Here is a 17,182-nt window from a genome sequence, read left to right on the forward strand (position 1 = left end):
AGGGGCGGGATCACCCGCGGGGACCTCAGGAGTTCAAGGAATCGTTGAGGGCGTTCTGCACGCACTCCTGGTACGCGGCGTCGTTTCCGGCCACCGCGAGGTCCATGCAGTCGGCGGCCTGACCGAAGACCCAGGCGAACAGCACGGCCATCAGGATGCCTCCCAGCAGCGCGAGTGCGGAGAGTACGATGCCCACGACCGCGAGTGCCGGGGAACCACGGCGCGACTTACGGATCTTGACCACGCCGATGATGCCGAGGATCAGGCCCACGAGGCCCAGTACACCGCCCAGACCGGCGAGCCAGAACGTGAGGATGCCCAGGATACCGAGCACCAGTGAGGCGATGCCCAGCCCGCGGCCCGGCACCGGAGCGTAGGGGTTGCCGTAGCCGTCCTGGTTGTCGTAACCACCCTGGTTGTACTCGTTCTGGTAGTGCGTGGGGTAGCGACCCTGGGTGTCCTGGCCCTGGACGCCGTAACCCTGCTGGGGGTAGCCGCCGGCGCCGTAGCCCTGGTTGCCGTAGCCATGATTACCGTAAGCCTGGCCTCCGTAGGACTGCTGACCGGACTGGCCGTACTGGTCGTCACCACCGTACTGGGTGGAGGCACCGTACTGGTTGGACGAGCCGTACTGATCGGACGTGCCGGACTGTCCGGCGGTGCCGTAGCCGCCGGCCTGGGAGGCGTTGTTCCCGTAACCCTGGCCGCCCTGTTGAGCGGACGGATCGCTGTACTGGCCGTACTCGGGCTGCTGCGTCCCGCCCGCACTCTGAACCCGGTCGTCGGAGTACTGACCGTACTGCGGCTGGTCCCGGTGGGAGGCCGAGGACGAACCCGCCTGATCGTTGGACCGCTCACTCATGGAAGCGCCTACCTCTCGGTTTCGATGATGGGTTTCCGGCTCAAGTCTTCCACATCGCGCCGGGAACACCGGGGGACGCCCCAGCCCACCCCGCTCGGGCACACCCCTTCCGGCCGCCTTGAACCACTGTGCTGCACCACGCACATGTACCGGCCGGTACACGGTTTTATCGCAGCACAGATGTTCCCGGGGCGCGGGCGTGGGTCCTGGTCCTCGTTCCATGTGCGGACTGCACAGGCCCGGGCCCACCGCTGCAAGGTGCGGAAGGTCCCTGCCGGGGACCTCCGCCCCCAGGTAAGGTCGGCCCACCTCACCGCACTTCTCCACGCCTCACTGCACCGCAAAGATCTCCAGGCGGACACGGTCCGGGTCCCGCTCCCCCGATCCCACGAACACGCTGCGGTTGAGCCACCCCCACGGACCGTCCTCGTCCGCGGTGAGCACGGGCGCGCATCGGAAGCACACCCGCTGTGGGTCCACCGGGATCCCCTGGGCGATGGTCCGGGAGTCCTCCGCGCTGGTCACCCGCACGGCGCGGTTGTCCACGTAGACCGGGTGACCGTGGGCGATTTCCAGAACGTACTTGGCCTCGAGCCAGGAGCCTTGGTTCCAACCACCTGGTCATCGGCTCCCGCGGGCAGCACACGCCCGGAGCCGTGAGGACCGGTCACTGCGCCGCCGGTGATCGGTGCGACCCTGCATGTCCCGACGGCGGTCCGGCCCACGGTCAGGGGTGCGGCCACTTCCACCCGCACGGTGAACGCGTGCCGAAGGACTGGGGACTGTGGGGTCCGTCCTGCCTCCACCCTAGGCCCGAGGACTCCCGCCGGTCGGGCACGCATGCGGACATGGGCCTCGGGCCCGCCGGGCTCCCGTGCTCGCCCTTCCGAACGCGGACCCCTGGACACAAATATGTCCCGATAACGCACTCGGAGCCATCGGCCGCGTGCTTTTTCGGGACTCAGATGTTCCCGGGCTCAGGCAAACAAAAAGACCCTGAACCAATGGTTCAGGGTCTTTTCACGTCCTGGGACAGGACGACAGTGGAGATGGGGGGAATTGAACCCCCGTCCGATGCAGCATTGTCAGGGCTTCTCCGGGTGCAGTGTGCTTACAGGTTTCTCAGTTCCGGTCATCTCGCACACGAGTGACCGCCGAACTCAGTTACGTAAGAGTCCCACGAACGCCCGTAACCTGCGTCCGCAGCAGTGACCTTCTAGCTGATGGCAGGATCCAGGTCGAAGGTAAACCTGGGCTGCCAGACTGCTGTCGCTACTTACGCAGCGAGAGCGAAGTCAGTGCGCTTGGATTTGGCACTTATTGTTTTACAGAGAGCGTTTACGAGATAACTCTGCGTCCTCGACCCGCTTCCCCTGTCTCAACTCACATCGTCGAAACCGATCATCCCCGTATTCATTTTTCAATGAGCTTCCACGTGCCGACGGATCTCAGTGACTCGCCCGCGCGTGGACACATCAGAATACGCCCGCCCTAGCCACACCGTCAAATCGGCAGGGATTGCGGACCGGGCTCCTCGGACTGCGCCGGCTCCACCCGTGCTGCCCTGCCCTGGCCCTCCCCCGCGGGATGCCCTAGGGTGTAACGCATGTTCCGATGAGCCATTCGACCTCCCCGCGCCCGTGGCCGCTGCCCGGCGGGGATCCCGGCTATCCGAGGACACCCATGGCTCATCCCCCGCATTCTCCCGCCACCCCTAATACGGCCGCGCACATCCGCGTGTCCGGCATCTCCGCCTCCTACGGCTCCCACCGGGTGCTCACGGACATCAGCTTCTCCGTGACCGCGGGTGATCCCACGGGTCTGATCGGAGAGAACGGTTCCGGCAAGAGCACCCTGCTGCGCATCGTGGCGGGCCTGCGCGCGCCCGACGCCGGTGAGGTCCGCGCCGTCGGCCCCGGCGATCCGCTGCGCGTGGGCCTGCTGTACCAAGAACCCCCCTTCGCGCCGCACGACACCGTGGCCCAGGCCGTGGAGTCGGCGGTGCGGACCGTGCGGGACGCAGCATCCGCCGTCGACCGCACAGCTGACGCTCTCGCCCGCGCCCCGGAGGACGAGGGTGCCGCCACCGCGTACGCCGCCGCCCTGGACACTGCCGAACGGATCGGCGCGTGGGACGTGGGCACCCGCATCGACGTCACCCTGGACGGGCTCGGCCTGGGAGGCGTGGATCGTGACCGGTCCACGGGTGCCCTGTCCGGCGGACAGCGCTCACGGCTGTCCTTGGCCTGGCTGCTGCTCTCCACCCCGGACGTGTTGCTGCTCGACGAACCCACGAACCACCTGGACGACGCCGCCACGGACTTCCTGCGCGCGACCCTGCGGTCGTGGCACGGACCGGTGCTGCTGGCGAGCCATGACCGCGCATTCCTGGACACCGCCGTGACCTCGCTCGTGGACCTGGACCCCGCACCCCGACCGCATGCCGTCACCTCGGACCTCGTGGGTGACGGCACCGGGACGGGCATCGGCGTGACCCGCTTCGGCGGCACCTATTCCCAGTACGTGCTCGCCCGCATGGATACCCGCGAGCGCTGGGAACGCACGTACCGGGACGAACAGGCGCAACTGAAGAAGCTCCGCGCGGCCGTGCGGGAGCAGCAGACCGTGGGCCACAGCGACCGGTCCCCCAAGACGGAGGGTCGTGCGGCGAAGAAGTTCTACGCGGACCGCAACGCCGCGGTGGTCTCCCGACGGGTCAACGACGCGCGGGCCCGCCTGGCCACCGTCGAAGACGAGCAGATCCGCAAGCCACCCCGGGAGCTGTACTTCCAGGGACTCACCGCGGGTTTGTCCGGATCGGAGGCCGCACTGCACCGCACGGGTCCGGTACTGACCGCCTCCGCGGCCGAGGTCGCGGGACGGATGGCACCCGTGTCCCTGACCGTGAGCGCGGGTGAGTCGTGGCTCATCACGGGTTCCAATGGCGTGGGCAAATCCACCCTGCTGAGCCTGTTCGCCCGGCGACTGGAACCCACGCGCGGTTCCGTGCACGTCGCACCCGGCGTACGCGTGGGGTTACTGGATCAGGACGCCACACTGCCCGGCGCCGACCCGGAGCACACGGCGGCCCATATCTACCATGAGCTCGTGGGAGAGGATCGCGCGGAGACCGTTCCCCTCGGGACGTTCGGCCTGCTGGCCGGGCGGGACGAGAACCGGCGGGTCGGTGAGCTCAGCGTGGGACAGCGGCGTCGGCTCGCCCTGGCGGTGCTGCTCGCGGACCCGCCGCACGTGTTGTTGCTGGACGAGCCCACCAACCACTTCTCACTCGTGCTCGCCACGCAGCTCGAGGCGGCGGTGCCCGACTACCCGGGGACCGTGCTCGTGGCCTCCCACGACCGCTGGTTGCGCAGGAACTGGACCGGCCGGCACCTCGCACTGGAGGTACCGGCCGGGACGCCGTGAGTCGAAGGGCTCAACCGCGCATGTTGCGGTAGCGCATGGCGCGCTGGGCCTCGCGGTTGTCCTGCTTCTCGCGCAGGGTCTGACGCTTGTCGTACTCGCGCTTGCCGCGGGCCACCGCGATCTCCACCTTCACGCGCTTGCCGTGCACGAAGTACAGGGACAGCGGAATGATGGTGTAACCGGCTTCGCGCGTCTTGCCCGCGATCTTATCCAGCTCGGAGCGGTGCAACAGCAGCTTGCGCCGCCGCCGCGCGGAATGGTTGGTCCACGAGCCCTGCAGGTACTCCGGGATGTGGGCGTGTTCGAGCCACAGCTCGCCGCGGTTGTCGAACTGGCAGAACGCGTCCACCAGGGACGCCCGCCCCATGCGCAACGACTTCACCTCCGTGCCCATGAGCGCCAGACCGGCCTCATAGGTGTCGTAGATGTTGTAGTCGTGGCGCGCCTTCTTGTTGTTGGCCACGATCTGGCGGCCGTCATCAGCGTTCTTCTTGGCCATCGGCCTGTTCTTCCTTCACCGGGTCCCGCCGGGGACGACGCCGCTGTCCCGGCCCGGGGTGCGCGGGGCACCTGCCGGGCGGGGCGGCGTCGTCGTGCGGCGTGGAGCCCTTAGTCCTCGTCGTGCTGGCGGGCGTCCGCGCGCCAGCGAATGCCTTCGTCGATGAACGAGTCGATCCCGCCGTCGAACACGGAACTGGGATTGCCCTCTTCGTAGTTGGTGCGCAGATCCTTGACCATCTGGTAGGGGTTGAGCACGTACGAGCGCATTTGGTCACCCCAGGATGCCTTCACGTCCCCCGCCATCTCCTTCTTCTTGGCGTCCGCTTCCTGCTGGCGCAACAGCAGCAAGCGGGACTGCAGCACGCGCAGCGCGGCCGCGCGGTTCTGGATCTGCGACTTCTCGTTCTGCATGGACACCACGATGCCCGTGGGGATGTGGGTCATGCGCACCGCGGAGTCGGTCGTGTTCACGGACTGACCACCGGGACCCGAGGAGCGGAACACGTCCACCTTCAGCTCGGACTCCGGGATCTCGATCGTGTCGTCGGACTCGATGAGCGGGATGACCTCCACCGCGGCGAAGGACGTCTGGCGCCGCCCCTGGTTGTCGAACGGAGAGATCCGCACGAGCCGGTGCGTACCCGCCTCCACGGACAGGGTCCCGAACGCGTAGGGCGCCTTGACCTCGAACGTGGCCGACTTCAGACCCGCCTCTTCCGCGTAGGAGGTGTCCAGGACCTTGGTGGGGTACCCGTGGCGCTCCGCCCAGCGCAGGTACATGCGCATGAGGATCTCCGCGAAGTCCGCGGCGTCCACACCACCGGCGCCCGAGCGGATGGTGACCACGGCCTCGCGTTCGTCGTACTCGCCGGCCAGCAGGGTCTGGATCTCCAGTTCGGACAGCGCCTTGCGGATGGACTCGAGTTCCTCCGCGGCGGCGTCCCGGGTGTCCTGGTCGTCCTCCTCCTCCGCGAGTTCCACCATGACCTCGAGGTCGTCGATGCGCCCGGAGATCTTCCTGAGCCGGTCCAGCTTGCTCTGCTGGTGCGATAGCTGCGAGGTGACCTTCTGGGCCTCGTCCGGGTTGTCCCACAGGTCCGGGGCCGCGGCCTGCTCGGACAGGACGGCGATCTGCTTCTTCATGGACTCGACGTCGCTGACCGCCGCCACGGAGTCGTAGGTGGCTCGGAGGGCACGGATTTCTGCAGCGTAGTCAATGGAGGCCATGACACATCACTTTACGTCATGGCCCCCGGGTCCGTGAGTCGGTAGGATTCCCTGCGACCCCACTGCCGAGGAGCCCGCCGATGGAACGCCCCACCGTACTCGCACTCATCCTGGCGGGAGGCAAGGGGTCTCGACTGGGCGCCCTGACCGATCACGTGGTCAAGCCCGCGTTGCCCGTGGGCGGCACGTACCGCTTGATCGACGTGTCCCTGTCCAACCTGGCGCACTCGCACATCCCGGACGTGTGGATGGTGCAGCAGTACCTGCCCCACGACCTCAACGCCTACATGGCCGGCGGTCGCCCGTGGGACCTGGACCGCTCCCACGGCGGGCTGCAGATCCTGCCGCCTTACGAGGGGTCCCACGGCGAGGGTTTCGCGAGCGGCAACTCGGACTCCATCTACCGCCAGAGCACGATCATCCGTGAGGCGGACCCGGATCTGGTCCTCGTGCTCTCCGCGGACCACCTCTACACGATCGATTTCCGGTCCGTGGTGGACACCCACCTGACCAAGCGCGCTGATCTGACCATGGTCACCACCGAGGTCCCCGAGGATCCCTCCCGCTACAGCGTGGTGTGCACCAGCGAAGCCGGCCAGGTCACCGAGTTCGCGTACAAGCCCAAGGAGCCCAAGGGCAACCTTGTGGCCGGTGAGATGTTCCTCTTCTCCACGGACGTGCTGCTCTCGGCGCTGGACACCCTGCAGTCCGAACTGGGCGGGCTGGGCGACTACGGCGAGGACCTCATCCCCTACGTCCTGGAACACCACCGGGTGGTCGAGCACCGGCACCTGGGGTACTGGATGGACCTCGGGACCGTCCAGTCCTACTGGACCGCGCAGATGCAGCTGATCGACGGCGACGGCGCGACCCTCGACGATCCCGCATGGCCCATCTGGAGCGGCCAGGTTGCTCTCCCGCCCGCGTTCGTCGCCGACGACGCCACGGTCTCCCGCTCGTACGTGGCCCCCGGGGCGCGGGTGGCCGGCACCGTGGAACACTCGATCATCGGCCAGAACTGCGTGATCGAGGCCGGGGCCGTGGTGCGCAACTCCGTGCTGCTCGACGACGTGCACGTGGGTCCCACGGTGGAGCTCATCAACGTGGTTGCCGATTCGGGTGCGGACATCACCGGCGGTTCGCAGCGCGGTTCCGCGCAGCACGTCACGGTGATCGACCGCACCGGTACCGTGAGCCAGCGAGAAGCGTTCGACACCTCCGCGGTCCTGCCACGGAACCATGAACAGTACTGATCCCCTCCTTCGAAAGGTCGTCTTGTCATGAGCCGTTCCCGATCCACCCTGGGCCCCGTGCTGCGTCAGGTGCTGCGCTCCACCGTGCGCCGCCAGGCCACCCGCCGCCTCATCGGCGTGGTGCCTCCCGTGGCCGCATACCGCCGGGTGGCCACCGCCCGTCGCTTGCTGCGTATGCTGCGCCGCTGAGTCACGCCCACTGCAATGTGGCGAAGGCACGGCCGGGAATCCCCCGGCCGTGCCTTCGTCATATCGGTGCTTCGTTCAGTGCGGTGCATCACGCGTAGCGTGGCCGTGCTCCTAGCGGTGCGTGGTTCATAGCGACACCTCGCTTGTAGGGGGCCTCGCCCATGGCGGAGCGTCACTCGTGACGGCACCCGTCATCGGGCCGTTCGGGGCATCGGGGCCAGGCGCAGGATCAGGAGGCCCACGGACACCGAGGGAGCGCCGTCGTGCTGGACGACGGCCCAGGAGGTGGCGCGTGCGGTGTCGGTTGTGGTGGTCGAAGCATCGGTCATGGCAGTCTTACTTATCGCGGAAAGTCACTCCGCAAGTGACGCGTCAACGGTACACAACACGTCACCTGTGAAACCGCTGGTCAGACGGCAAACCGGGTGAGGTGAATCACCGCTGCATGACGGCTCGCGCGTCCCCCGTGGCGTTGATCGAGACACCCGCCGGGATGAACACGTTGACCACCGGCGGATGCACCACGGCCGAAAGCGTGACCTGGGCGGTCGTCCCGTCCGCCGATCCCGTGGGCGCCGCGAGGGACAGCCCGCTGACATCGTGGAAAGCCCCCACGGTCCCCAGGTAACTCGTGGCCGAGGCGGCCACCGCCCCGTTCGTGAGGATGGGTGTGGGCGGACCCGAACCGGAGCGGTCCACGTTCGTGAACGTGTCCGCGGCGGCCCCCGCCGCCCGATCGGCGAGCGATTGAAGTTGCCGCTCCCCTACGTACACGCTGGTGATCGCCATGACTGTGACCACCAGGAGCAGAGTCACCAGGGCGAAACCGATCATCACGATCGTGGTCTGTCCGGAGTCAGGATCCTCGGGGTTCGCACGAGGCGGTTCATCGCGGTCCTGGCTCGTCCCCTGCGCCGGGCACTCGTGTGGCCGCGGCCCGTCGAGGTCGTCGATCTGCGCAGTCGCGATACCGATGAGGGGCCGCATCACGTCGCGGCCGGATAGCATCGCGCGCATCATGAGTACCGCCCCGCGATCACGGTGACGTCCGAGGACAGCGCGGCGATCCTGGCCGTGACGAACCCCGGCATCAAGGGGAGTTCCACGGTGACGGTGGCGTGGACCCGGGCCACCGAACCGGGTGTCTCACACGTCCCGTCCGAACAGCTCACCGTGACAGCGAGGTCCCGCGGGTCGAAACCGTGATCCTGGGCCGCGACGGCGGCGACGTCGTGCACCCTTACGCGATTGAGGTCCTTGGCCTCGAGAACGGACACGGCCTGAGCCGCCTGGTCCGCCGCCGCGACCACGGCGAGCGAGCCCGCCTGGACCCGGGCCACCGTGACCACCAGGTACATCACGGGCACGAGCAATAGCAGGCCCAGTCCGATGAACTCCACGATCGCGCTCCCCCGGTCCGGATCGTCCCCGGAACCGCGCCGCGCGAGGACCTCACGAATCCATGTCGACCGCATGCCCACTCACCTCCAGCGCGCGCGGCGGGCCCAGCGTGGTCACGACCGGTAGGGGCGAGACCACACGGATCTCGACCGCCGGCAGTGACCCCACGCTGGTACGGGACACGGAGATGTCCCGCGCGTACCTCGCGCCCACGGTGTCGGTGATGATCCCGCGCGTGCGGGCGATGCCGTCCTCGTCGGTGCGGTCCGCGAGGCTCGCGTACCGGGCCCCGGCCGCGGCGGCGTCGATCAGGGTGTTGCGCACGTGCAGCGCGAATCCCACCTGCAGAATGAGGCCGAACAGCACGATCGCGAGGGCGAGGACCATGACGTATTCGGCCACCGCGTTGCCGGCGTCCGGGTCGAGCGCGGGGTCAGAGGCCCGAGACGCGGTTGATGGCATCCTGGAACAGCCCCTCCAAGGCGGGCCGGGCGATCAGCAACAACCCCGCCACCAGCACCGCGGACATGAGCGTAAGCATGACCCAGCCGGGTACGTCCCCCCGATCCGGGTGGTCATCACTCGGTGCGAGCCGAGCGGGCAGGGAGACGGTCAGCAGCCACACGGTGGCCGCATGACAGCGCATCAGGTGTTTCATGATTTTCTCCTTGTGTCGTCAGTAGGTTCCGGAGCCGATCCGTCAGAACCCCAGGTCCAGGACCGCGAGTCCGGGGAACACCGCGAACATCACGCTCAACGGCAGGATGAAGAACACGACCGGGACGAGCATCGCGATCTCTTTCTTGCCGGCGATCTCCATCAGGACCCGTTTGTCGTGGTCCCGCACGTCCTGAGCTTGGGCTCGCAGCACGTCAGCGAGCGGGGTGCCCCGTTCGATGGCGACGACGATGCCGTCCACGAACCTGCCCAGCGCCACGACGTCGGTGCGCGCCGAGAAGTCCTGCAGCGCCGTCGTCAATCCGGACCCGGCGCGCGTCTGGGCGAGCACCGCTCGGAATTCCCCGACTAACTCGCCCTCCGCGACCCGGCACACCCGTTCGAGCGCGCCCACGGTGCTTTCCCCGGCGCCTACCGCGAGCGCCATGAGCTCTGCCACGGCGGGGAACTCGGCGAGCATGCGCTTCTCCCGGCGCTGGATACTGCGGCTCAAGAGGTAGTTACGCAGCCATACACCGGTCCCCGCGCCGAGGACGGCACCCACGGCGAGGATCGCGATGTTCACGTCCGCCCGCAGCACCAGGGCCATTCCGATCACGCTGCCCACGACCGCTCCGGCCACACCGAAGAGCACCTGTTCGGCGCGGTAGTCCATGACATCCTTACGGGAACCGTCCCGCACGAGTCGTCGGGCGAGGACGTCCGCGTTGGAGAACAGGGGCGCTGCGCGCTGAAGGATCCAGTGCATGAGGGCGTTGCCCGCCGCACCCGTCAGGGACTGGCCGCGGGAGCGCCGTGAGCGCCAGGGGTTGTCCCCGAGTCCGGCGGAGAGCTCCGCGGCGCGCAGTTGCGGGGCGATCCGGTCCGCGAAGCTGGGCGCTCCCACGGCCTTGGCCGCCGCAAGGATGAGCCACAGTCCCAGCGAGAGAACGAGTCCGAGCACCCCGGACAGCACGGTGAGGTTCATCGCAGCACCCTCCGCTCGGTGGGTAAGGCGCCCAGGCGCAGCATGAGCTGGTACGCCAGCACCGAGATCGCGAGCCCACCCAGGAGCACGGCGGCGCCGGCGGCCGTGTTGTAGGCGCGGACCGCTGCGGGTTGGGTGGCCATGAGCGCAAGGATGAGCCACGGTGCCGCCACGGACAGCCGAGCGGCGTTCACGGTCCAGGACTGCCGGGCTTCCAGTTCACTGCGGGTTCGTTCGTTCTCCCGCAGGAACTCGGACAGGGTGCCCAGCAACTTCCCCAGATCGGTGCCGCCCACCTCGCGGGTCACGCGCAGCGCCTCCACGATGTTGTCCGCCACGGGATCGGCGAGCCGCTGCTTGAGCATGGTCAGCGACCCGTGGAGCTGACCGCTAGCACGGTAGTCGGCCGCGAACTGGGCGAACGCGGGCCGCAGGGGTTCCGGTCCCCGGTACTGCAGTTGCATCAGGGCTTCGGGCAGGCCCATCCCCGCGCGGATCGCGGAGCGCACATGGTCCACGACGTCGGGCCAGACCTCGCGCAGGACGGCCGTGCGACGTCGTGCGCGCCGTTTGACGAGCCACAGCGGGAGGCACAGTGTCACGAGGAAGACACACAGGCCGAACACCGCGGCGGACGTCAGCGCCAGGATCAACACCCCCGCCACCAGGGCGAGGAGCAGGCTCAGCCCGATGAACGCCGCGGGTGACAGGCCCGGGAGATCCGCCCGTAACAACAGGGTGCGGAGGTAGCCTGCCCGCGCGTGTTTGGTCCGCGCGGCAGGTGGCCGGGTCCAGCACGACCACCACACGAGGAACACCCCGGTTCCCAGCAGTACTCCGAACAACGCACTCATGGGTCTCGCCGCCCCGTTCGCGACGCGTCGTCGGCGGGCGTGGCGATGCGGCCGGTGTCGTCGGACGCGGTACTCGCCGGAGCGTCGTCGTGAATCAGCGACGCCGGAGAATAACCCGCGCGCGTGAACTTGTGGGCCGAGGGCAGCTCCGAGGCCACCGCGCGCAGGGCGCCGTCCTGTAAGCGGAAGATCGGGTACGTCTCGATGACGCCGTTCTCCACCCGGTTACCGATGCCCAGGATCTCGGCGACGTACCGGTGACCCGAGGGCGCGCGGTGGCAATGGACGACCAGGTCGAAGCACGAGGCCACGGTGGGTACCACGAACGCGCTACTGATGTTCTCGCCCGCGAGCAGCGGCAGGGTGCAGATCTTGGTCACGGCATCGCGGGCAGAATTGGCGTGCAGCGAGCACATCCCCGGCAGCCCGGCATTCAGCGCGATGAGCATGTCCAGACTCTCGGCCTCGCGCACCTCCCCCACGACCAACCGGTCCGGGCGCATGCGCAGCGCCTCCTTCACGAGCCGGCGCAGCGGGATCTCGCCCGTGCCCTCGAGGTTCGCTTGGCGGCACTGCATGCCGACGACGTCGCGCAGCGCCACCTTCAGCTCGAAGACCTCCTCGACCGTGATCACCCTCTCCCGCGGGCCGATCGCCGCGCACAAGCAGTTGAGCAGGGTGGTCTTCCCGGCCTGGGTGGCCCCCGACACCAGGATGTTCAACCCGGCATCCACCGCCGCATGCAGGAACTGCGCGGCCTGGGTGGTGAGCGAGCCCAACCCCACCAGATCCTCCAGGCGGCGGGCCCGTGCCACGAACTTGCGGATGTTCACCGCCCAATGCGCCCGGGTAACGTCCGGGATCACCACGTGCAACCGGGAACCGTCCGGCAGGGAGGCGTCCACGAACGGGGAACTCAGATCCAGGCGGCGCCCCGAGGACTTGAGCATGCGCTCCACGAGGGTGCGCACGTGTGACTCGCTCAGCACGAGACTCGTCAGCTCGGATTCGCCGTCGCGGGCGATGTAGATCTCGGTCGGGCCGTTGATCCAGATCTCCTCGACCTCGGGATCATCCAGGAACGGCTGCAACGGACCGTACCCGGCCACCAGGTCCAGCACCGTCTTACGGGCAGCCTCAAGGTCCTGCACCCGCGGCAACCCCGCACGCGCCGAACGCACGTCGTACTCCGCCACCACAGCGGCCACGATCTGACGGGTGGGCTCCACCTCATGCAACGGATCCAACCCGCTGCGCCGGATCTGCTCACGCACATCCGCCTCGATCAACCCGATCGCGTCCTCGGCGACCCCTACGGCCATGACTCCCCCTGGGATTCCCCCGAACCCGTTACCGGCTGGTCAACTCTGCAGGGAACGCTAGGGGAAATCGCAGCTGATCGACACGACACGGCACCCGGTCTGTGGATAACCCCGCTGACGTGCACCGATGAACCCGGCCATGGGCGTCATGTTTCGACCTACTATGCAACTGCATCGAGTGTGATGGGCATCACGACCAATGGGGCAGGACGCGCTAGTCCGGCCGAGCTGGTCGCCGCGACGTGACTGAGAGACCTGGACCTCTGCAGCACGAGCTCCGTGCGGGGCCAACGGCGCAAGTCGAGAATGAGCGTGCGCTCCGGCCGCCTTACGATGACGCCACCGATGGAAGGAGGGAAGAGTGGCCAAGCACCTGTTTCTGCCTAAGACCCACCCCCTCTCTCGCTTTTCTCGACGAAACAGGCTCGATCTCCCGAGACGGATTCTTCGCTGTCGGCCTTCTCCTTCACCCGGGCCTCCCCGGGTTCTGCGCAGCATGCAGAAGTACCGAGACCGAACCCATGACTACGGCAAGTTCCACCTCACGGATCTCACCCAGGGCGCCCTCAATACTTACGAGGGCTTCGTGGACACCGTCTTGACCGACAGCGACTTCCGTTTCTTCTGTTGCGTCGCTGCTCGAGATCCTGCCGACCCGGTGGCACGGTTCGCAGATCCGTGGACGGCCTACCTGAAGTTGTTCGAACGGTTACTCATAGGGGCGATCAGACCGGGAGAAATAACAACTGTTCTGGCCGACAACTATTCCACCCCTGATCACGACCTGCTCGAGGAAGATCTCAAATCCAACGTCAACCGTCGCCTGCGTAGACTCGGAATTGCATCAGTTGTACGTCTGGACTCGCGTGCCACTGACGGGCTGCAAGCGGTAGATGTCTTGACCTCGGCCATCGCGTTCCACCATCGTCTCACAGCGGGACTCGCCGGTTCCCGGTCGCCCAAGGCCCTGCTCGCAGACCATGTCGCTCAACGATGTGGTGTGCCCGATTTCTTGACCGAGAGGAAGACTGCGTGCCTCGGCTTGAGGATGTATGACCATGCCTCTCGGCCCGGCATCGCTGGGCCCGATGTCGGGGAGTAAAATGACTATGTACCGGGTGTGGGCCTCTGGCCTATAGCCCGGTATTTTCTTGCTGTGCGGAACCCGGCCCAGCGGCGTTGTGCCCGGACGAGTACCCCGACGATGGCGCCTCCACCGGCCGACCCAGCGGCGAGGTGTGGCGGAAGGCGCGCACCGAGCGGCGCTCGCCGTGGGCGGCGTCGGGCTCCCAGGGCTTCTCGGTCTCCGAGATGGCGATGTGCCGGGCGATGCGGGTGAGCTTGACCTCCTCTGCACGGCGGTGCTGCGCTGTGGTGTACTGCGTGACCATGAACAGCACCACGAGCGCGTAGAGCACCAGATCCGTACCACGGCCGATGCCCAGGAACCGCGCGACGCTCGTGACGAGGTCCGGGACCAGGATCGAGATGGCCGCGAAGACGAAGAACGCGACGGCCGCGAGCCGGCGGATCGCCTGGTGCTTGGCGTTGGCCCCGCCGCGCACGAGCGTGAGCGCACCGTACGCCACGGCGAGGATGAGGACGATCTGGACCACGATGGTCATGTGGGGGCTCCCGCTACTTCACGAACAGTTCGGTCAGGATGTTCACACCGTTGAGCAAAGACTGGCCCTTGCCCTTGGAATACTCCGTGTAGATGATCTCCACCGGGTGCTCGACCCACCGGGGCTGGATCTGCGCGAACTGGTTGACGATCTCGGAGGCGTGGGCCATGCGGTTCTGCTTGAGGTGGATCTTGCCCAGGGTCCCCCGGTCGATGGCCCGCAACCCGTTGTGGGCGTCGGAGAGGTCCATCCCGCTCGTGAACTTGGACACGAACGCCGCGGTGCGCAATACGAGGCGTTTTAGCGGTGAGACCTGCGTGCGGTCGTCCAGGAACCGGGAGCCCAGGACCACCTCGGCCTCACCGGAGCGGATGCGCTGAACCATGTCGTACGCGTCGATCACCCGGTGCTGGCCGTCCGAGTCGAACGTGACCACGCAGTCCATCTCGGGGTCCTGCAGCGCGTACTCGAAACCCGTCTGCAGGGCGGCACCCTGACCGAGGTTGATGGGGTGCTGGACCACCACGGCGCCGGCCTCGCGGCAGATCCGTGCGGAGTCGTCACGGGAGCCGTCGTCCACGCACACCACGTGCGGGAACGTCCGGCGGAGGTTCTCCAGGACCTCCCCCACCACCTGGGCCTCGTTGTACACGGGCATCACAATCCACGCTCGACTCACCCGACCATTGTTCCATAGCGCGCGGCACCCCCCAGTCCCGGGCCGGGCATCCCCGGGTCTCCCTCCGAGCCCGGCGATATACTGCGTCAGGTTCCCCAGCTTCCCCCTGCCGAAGGAAAGTCGTTTGCTTCCCAACATAGGCCTGTTCTCCATTCTCTGGGTCGCAGCCGCACTTTTCCTCCCCGGTTACGGACTGTGGAGGTCCCTGCGCTTCTCCCGGGCGCGCTCGCTGCTCTTCGCCCCGCTGGGCTCGGCCGCCGTGCTCGGTGGCCTGGCCATGGCTCTCGGTCTCGCACACATTCCCTGGAACCGGGGCACCGTCCTGGTGGGGTGTCTCCTGGTCTGGCTGCTGGTGGCCGCACTCATGGTGCTCGGGCGACGACGACGCGAGGGCAGCTCGGAGCTCGGGTGGCGGGAGCGCTGCCGGGCCGTCTACCGGCAGCCGGTAGACGCGGAGCACCGCATACCGTGGCACGGGCTGCTCGTCGCGCTCCTGTCGGCCGGCATCGGTGGGTACCTCATCAGCACCCGGCTTCGAGAATTGATGCCAGGGGCGGGGTCCTTCCCTCAGCGGTTCGACGTGCTGTTCCACCTCAATGCCGTGCGGTTCATTCTCGAGACGGGCAACGCCTCATCGTTGAACCTCGGAACGATGATCGCCCCGGACAAGTCGTTCGCGTTCTACCCGTCCCTGTGGCACGGCCTCGGTGCCCTTGCCATGCAAGCCACCCACGACGACGTCTTCGTGGTCACGAACGCGGTCGTCCTCGTGGTGTGCGCCGTCGTCTGGCCCCTCGCGATCGTCACGGCAGTGGGAACGATCACGGGTTTCCGGCCCCTGCCCCTGATCACAGCGGGCGTAGGGTCCGCGGCATTCAGCTCTTTCCCCTTCGCGCTGCTGAACTACGGCCCCCTGCTACCGAACATTCTGTCGCTGTCCTTGCTTCCCCTCGCCGTGGCTGTCATGGCTTCCATCACGGCTGTGACCCACCGTCTGCGGGCAGACGTGGGCCAGCGCATCATCGTGATCCTTGCCATGCTTGGCGCGCTGGGGGTTGCCCAGCCCAATGCTCTGGCAACCCTGCTGGTGGCCACCACTCTGATGGTGGTGTGTCGCAGCGGGTGGCGGGTACGCCGAGCCGCGGAGAACTTCACGCACCCCTGCCTCGTCCGTGGCAGCAGGGCTGGCCGGTACTACCGCAAGCTCATGCTCGGGACCATCGTCATTCTGCTGACCATTGCGGCCTTCACCATCATCTGGTCGGTTCTGCAGACGGACTACAACCGCCCCTCCGACACGGGGCTGACCACCGCCGTCGGACAGGCCGTCCTACTCGCTCCTAACGGCCGCGACGAGATCCCCTGGGTCTTCGCCATTAGTTCTCTCCTGGGCCTCATCGTGGCAATCTGGCGTCGCAAGTACCTGTGGGTCGCCCTGATGCACGTCAGCACTCTCGTCCTCTACGTCTACGCCACAGGAGCGCCGGACGACCCGTTCCGCACCTGGCTGGTCGGGCCCTGGTATGAGGACTCCTCGCGACTGGCGGCTCTGCTGCCGATGACCGGGGTGATGCTCACAGCAATCTTCGTCGTCTCCGTGGCAGACGTCTTCTTCCCCCGGCATATCGCCTCGGACCGGGTCATGCGGTGGCGGGCACCCAGTGAACTCGTCCTCGCGGTGGTGCTGTGCGTCCTCATGCTCCCCGCCACCCAGGAGGCGCCGTTCCGTCATATGGACGTCTACCTGAGGGACGCCTTCCGGATTGACGCGAATTCGTTCGGACTCACTCCGGACGAGTACGAGCTGCTGAAACGCGTGGACCTGAGCGTTCCCGAGGACGCCCTCATCGGCGTCAACCCCTGGACGGGAGCGAGCCTGGCCTACAGCGTGGCGGACCGCCACGTGACCTCGCCCCACATTTTCACCCATCTGTCCCCGGCCGAGGCCGTCGTGACCCGGGACCTCGGGGATACCTCCAAGTCGGCTGAGACGTGCCCAGCAGTGAACGAGTCGGGAATCGACTACGTCCTCGACTTCGGTGACCGGGCCCTGATACCGGACACTCCGGACTGGGACGACTTCCCCGCGTATACGAACGTCCACGACGTTCCGGGTGACCACTACGAGGAGGTCGACCGGCAGGGCGGCAGCGTCCTCTACAAGGTCGTGGGCTGCGACTGAACATCCCCGCCTACAT

19 protein-coding genes, 1 other RNA gene and 1 pseudogene are annotated in these 17,182 nt (G+C 67.3%); 5 read left to right on the forward strand and 16 right to left on the reverse strand.

Going from position 1 to position 17,182, the window contains the following annotated elements:
• Positions 1-25: 25 nt before the first annotated feature.
• The 4 genes and pseudogenes from RF650_RS03755 to ssrA all read right to left on the reverse strand — a co-directional run bounded on the left by RF650_RS03755 (position 26) and on the right by ssrA (position 2,271).
• Complete coding sequence (locus tag RF650_RS03755; protein ID WP_131332652.1) at positions 26-862, reverse strand: DUF4190 domain-containing protein; 837 nt, start codon at positions 860-862, stop codon at positions 26-28.
• Between the two features lie 330 nt (positions 863-1,192).
• Positions 1,193-1,444 (reverse strand): annotated as a pseudogene (locus RF650_RS03760) (DUF3237 family protein); the annotation flags it as partial.
• Positions 1,384-1,704, reverse strand: a complete 321-nt coding sequence (locus RF650_RS03765; RefSeq protein ID WP_368814110.1) for a DUF3237 family protein — start codon at positions 1,702-1,704, stop codon at positions 1,384-1,386. The gene RF650_RS03765 and the pseudogene RF650_RS03760, both read right to left, overlap by 61 nt.
• A 199-nt stretch (positions 1,705-1,903) precedes the next feature.
• Positions 1,904-2,271: a transfer-messenger RNA gene (gene ssrA, locus RF650_RS03770) on the reverse strand.
• Positions 2,272-2,545: 274 nt separating this feature from the next.
• Here ssrA and RF650_RS03775 point away from each other — a divergent pair.
• Positions 2,546-4,288, forward strand: a complete 1,743-nt coding sequence (locus tag RF650_RS03775) for an ABC-F family ATP-binding cassette domain-containing protein (protein WP_368814111.1) — start codon at positions 2,546-2,548, stop codon at positions 4,286-4,288.
• A 10-nt stretch (positions 4,289-4,298) separates the two neighbouring features.
• On the opposite strand, the gene smpB is transcribed toward RF650_RS03775, so the two are convergent.
• Both smpB and prfB read right to left on the reverse strand, forming a co-directional pair.
• Positions 4,299-4,787 carry an SsrA-binding protein SmpB gene (gene smpB, locus RF650_RS03780; protein WP_055085472.1) on the reverse strand — a complete coding sequence of 163 codons (489 nt, stop codon included), beginning with the start codon at positions 4,785-4,787 and terminating at the stop codon, positions 4,299-4,301.
• A 110-nt stretch (positions 4,788-4,897) separates the two neighbouring features.
• Complete coding sequence (gene prfB / locus RF650_RS03785; protein ID WP_064845828.1) at positions 4,898-6,016, reverse strand: peptide chain release factor 2; 1,119 nt, start codon at positions 6,014-6,016, stop codon at positions 4,898-4,900.
• A gap of 80 nt (positions 6,017-6,096) precedes the next feature.
• Here prfB and RF650_RS03790 point away from each other — a divergent pair, with 80 nt between their 5' ends.
• On the forward strand, positions 6,097-7,269 hold the full coding sequence (locus tag RF650_RS03790) for a glucose-1-phosphate adenylyltransferase family protein (protein ID WP_368814112.1): 1,173 nt from the start codon (positions 6,097-6,099) through the stop codon (positions 7,267-7,269).
• A 27-nt stretch (positions 7,270-7,296) separates the two neighbouring features.
• The gene (locus RF650_RS03795; RefSeq protein ID WP_156523380.1) at positions 7,297-7,458 is read left to right on the forward strand and encodes a hypothetical protein; all 162 of its coding nucleotides are present in this window, start codon (positions 7,297-7,299) and stop codon (positions 7,456-7,458) included.
• A gap of 191 nt (positions 7,459-7,649) precedes the next feature.
• Here the strand turns inward: RF650_RS03795 and RF650_RS03800 are convergent, their stop codons facing one another.
• The 8 genes from RF650_RS03800 to RF650_RS03835 all read right to left on the reverse strand — a co-directional run bounded on the left by RF650_RS03800 (position 7,650) and on the right by RF650_RS03835 (position 12,680).
• Positions 7,650-7,787, reverse strand: coding sequence for a hypothetical protein (locus RF650_RS03800; RefSeq protein ID WP_368814113.1), 138 nt, complete (start codon positions 7,785-7,787; stop codon positions 7,650-7,652).
• 106 nt (positions 7,788-7,893) lie between these two features.
• Complete coding sequence (locus tag RF650_RS03805) at positions 7,894-8,466, reverse strand: pilus assembly protein TadG-related protein (protein WP_368814114.1); 573 nt, start codon at positions 8,464-8,466, stop codon at positions 7,894-7,896.
• A gap of 8 nt (positions 8,467-8,474) precedes the next feature.
• The gene (locus RF650_RS03810; protein ID WP_368814115.1) at positions 8,475-8,933 is read right to left on the reverse strand and encodes a hypothetical protein; all 459 of its coding nucleotides are present in this window, start codon (positions 8,931-8,933) and stop codon (positions 8,475-8,477) included.
• Positions 8,911-9,321 (reverse strand): TadE/TadG family type IV pilus assembly protein, encoded by a 411-nt coding sequence (locus RF650_RS03815; protein WP_368814116.1) that lies wholly within the window; start codon positions 9,319-9,321, stop codon positions 8,911-8,913. The genes RF650_RS03810 and RF650_RS03815 overlap by 23 nt, the downstream gene beginning before the upstream one ends.
• A complete protein-coding gene (locus RF650_RS03820; protein WP_094067118.1) occupies positions 9,293-9,517 on the reverse strand; it encodes a hypothetical protein in 225 nt (74 codons plus the stop codon). Before RF650_RS03820 ends, RF650_RS03815 begins: the two co-directional genes overlap by 29 nt.
• Positions 9,518-9,559: 42 nt before the next feature.
• Entirely contained in the window at positions 9,560-10,504 is a 945-nt protein-coding gene (locus tag RF650_RS03825; protein WP_311254107.1) for a type II secretion system F family protein, read from the reverse strand.
• Positions 10,501-11,358, reverse strand: a complete 858-nt coding sequence (locus RF650_RS03830; protein WP_131332645.1) for a type II secretion system F family protein — start codon at positions 11,356-11,358, stop codon at positions 10,501-10,503. Before RF650_RS03830 ends, RF650_RS03825 begins: the two co-directional genes overlap by 4 nt.
• Complete coding sequence (locus RF650_RS03835; protein ID WP_311254106.1) at positions 11,355-12,680, reverse strand: ATPase, T2SS/T4P/T4SS family; 1,326 nt, start codon at positions 12,678-12,680, stop codon at positions 11,355-11,357. Before RF650_RS03835 ends, RF650_RS03830 begins: the two co-directional genes overlap by 4 nt.
• Positions 12,681-13,176: 496 nt before the next feature.
• On the opposite strand from RF650_RS03835, the gene RF650_RS03840 reads away from it, so the two are divergent.
• A complete protein-coding gene (locus tag RF650_RS03840; RefSeq protein ID WP_311254105.1) occupies positions 13,177-13,782 on the forward strand; it encodes a hypothetical protein in 606 nt (201 codons plus the stop codon).
• Between the two features lie 31 nt (positions 13,783-13,813).
• Here the strand turns inward: RF650_RS03840 and RF650_RS03845 are convergent, their stop codons facing one another.
• Complete coding sequence (locus tag RF650_RS03845; protein ID WP_131332643.1) at positions 13,814-14,305, reverse strand: DUF2304 domain-containing protein; 492 nt, start codon at positions 14,303-14,305, stop codon at positions 13,814-13,816.
• Between the two features lie 13 nt (positions 14,306-14,318).
• Positions 14,319-14,984: a glycosyltransferase family 2 protein gene (locus RF650_RS03850; protein WP_239318262.1), complete on the reverse strand. Its 666-nt coding sequence runs from the start codon at positions 14,982-14,984 to the stop codon at positions 14,319-14,321.
• A 124-nt stretch (positions 14,985-15,108) separates the two neighbouring features.
• Between RF650_RS03850 and RF650_RS03855 the strand changes: the two genes are divergently transcribed.
• Positions 15,109-17,166, forward strand: a complete 2,058-nt coding sequence (locus RF650_RS03855) for a DUF6541 family protein (RefSeq protein WP_311254104.1) — start codon at positions 15,109-15,111, stop codon at positions 17,164-17,166.
• Positions 17,167-17,182: the final 16 nt, after the last annotated feature.

It is taken from the genome of Kocuria sp. CPCC 205297 (assembly GCF_040981035.1).
Taxonomy (GTDB): Bacteria; Actinomycetota; Actinomycetes; order Actinomycetales; family Micrococcaceae; genus Kocuria; species Kocuria marina.

Excerpts from the sequence above, each read along its gene's own strand:
- RF650_RS03755 (WP_131332652.1), bottom strand. The coding sequence starts at position 862 with ATGAGTGAGCGGTCCAACGATCAGGCGGGTTCGTCCTCGGCCTCCCAC.
- RF650_RS03765 (WP_368814110.1), bottom strand. The coding sequence starts at position 1,704 with ATGCGTGCCCGACCGGCGGGAGTCCTCGGGCCTAGGGTGGAGGCAGGA.
- RF650_RS03775 (WP_368814111.1), top strand. The coding sequence starts at position 2,546 with ATGGCTCATCCCCCGCATTCTCCCGCCACCCCTAATACGGCCGCGCAC.
- smpB (WP_055085472.1), bottom strand. The coding sequence starts at position 4,787 with ATGGCCAAGAAGAACGCTGATGACGGCCGCCAGATCGTGGCCAACAAC.
- prfB (WP_064845828.1), bottom strand. The coding sequence starts at position 6,016 with ATGGCCTCCATTGACTACGCTGCAGAAATCCGTGCCCTCCGAGCCACC.
- RF650_RS03790 (WP_368814112.1), top strand. The coding sequence starts at position 6,097 with ATGGAACGCCCCACCGTACTCGCACTCATCCTGGCGGGAGGCAAGGGG.
- RF650_RS03795 (WP_156523380.1), top strand. The coding sequence starts at position 7,297 with ATGAGCCGTTCCCGATCCACCCTGGGCCCCGTGCTGCGTCAGGTGCTG.
- RF650_RS03800 (WP_368814113.1), bottom strand. The coding sequence starts at position 7,787 with ATGACCGATGCTTCGACCACCACAACCGACACCGCACGCGCCACCTCC.
- RF650_RS03805 (WP_368814114.1), bottom strand. The coding sequence starts at position 8,466 with ATGCTATCCGGCCGCGACGTGATGCGGCCCCTCATCGGTATCGCGACT.
- RF650_RS03810 (WP_368814115.1), bottom strand. The coding sequence starts at position 8,933 with ATGCGGTCGACATGGATTCGTGAGGTCCTCGCGCGGCGCGGTTCCGGG.
- RF650_RS03815 (WP_368814116.1), bottom strand. The coding sequence starts at position 9,321 with ATGCCATCAACCGCGTCTCGGGCCTCTGACCCCGCGCTCGACCCGGAC.
- RF650_RS03820 (WP_094067118.1), bottom strand. The coding sequence starts at position 9,517 with ATGAAACACCTGATGCGCTGTCATGCGGCCACCGTGTGGCTGCTGACC.
- RF650_RS03825 (WP_311254107.1), bottom strand. The coding sequence starts at position 10,504 with ATGAACCTCACCGTGCTGTCCGGGGTGCTCGGACTCGTTCTCTCGCTG.
- RF650_RS03830 (WP_131332645.1), bottom strand. The coding sequence starts at position 11,358 with ATGAGTGCGTTGTTCGGAGTACTGCTGGGAACCGGGGTGTTCCTCGTG.
- RF650_RS03835 (WP_311254106.1), bottom strand. The coding sequence starts at position 12,680 with ATGGCCGTAGGGGTCGCCGAGGACGCGATCGGGTTGATCGAGGCGGAT.
- RF650_RS03840 (WP_311254105.1), top strand. The coding sequence starts at position 13,177 with ATGCAGAAGTACCGAGACCGAACCCATGACTACGGCAAGTTCCACCTC.
- RF650_RS03845 (WP_131332643.1), bottom strand. The coding sequence starts at position 14,305 with ATGACCATCGTGGTCCAGATCGTCCTCATCCTCGCCGTGGCGTACGGT.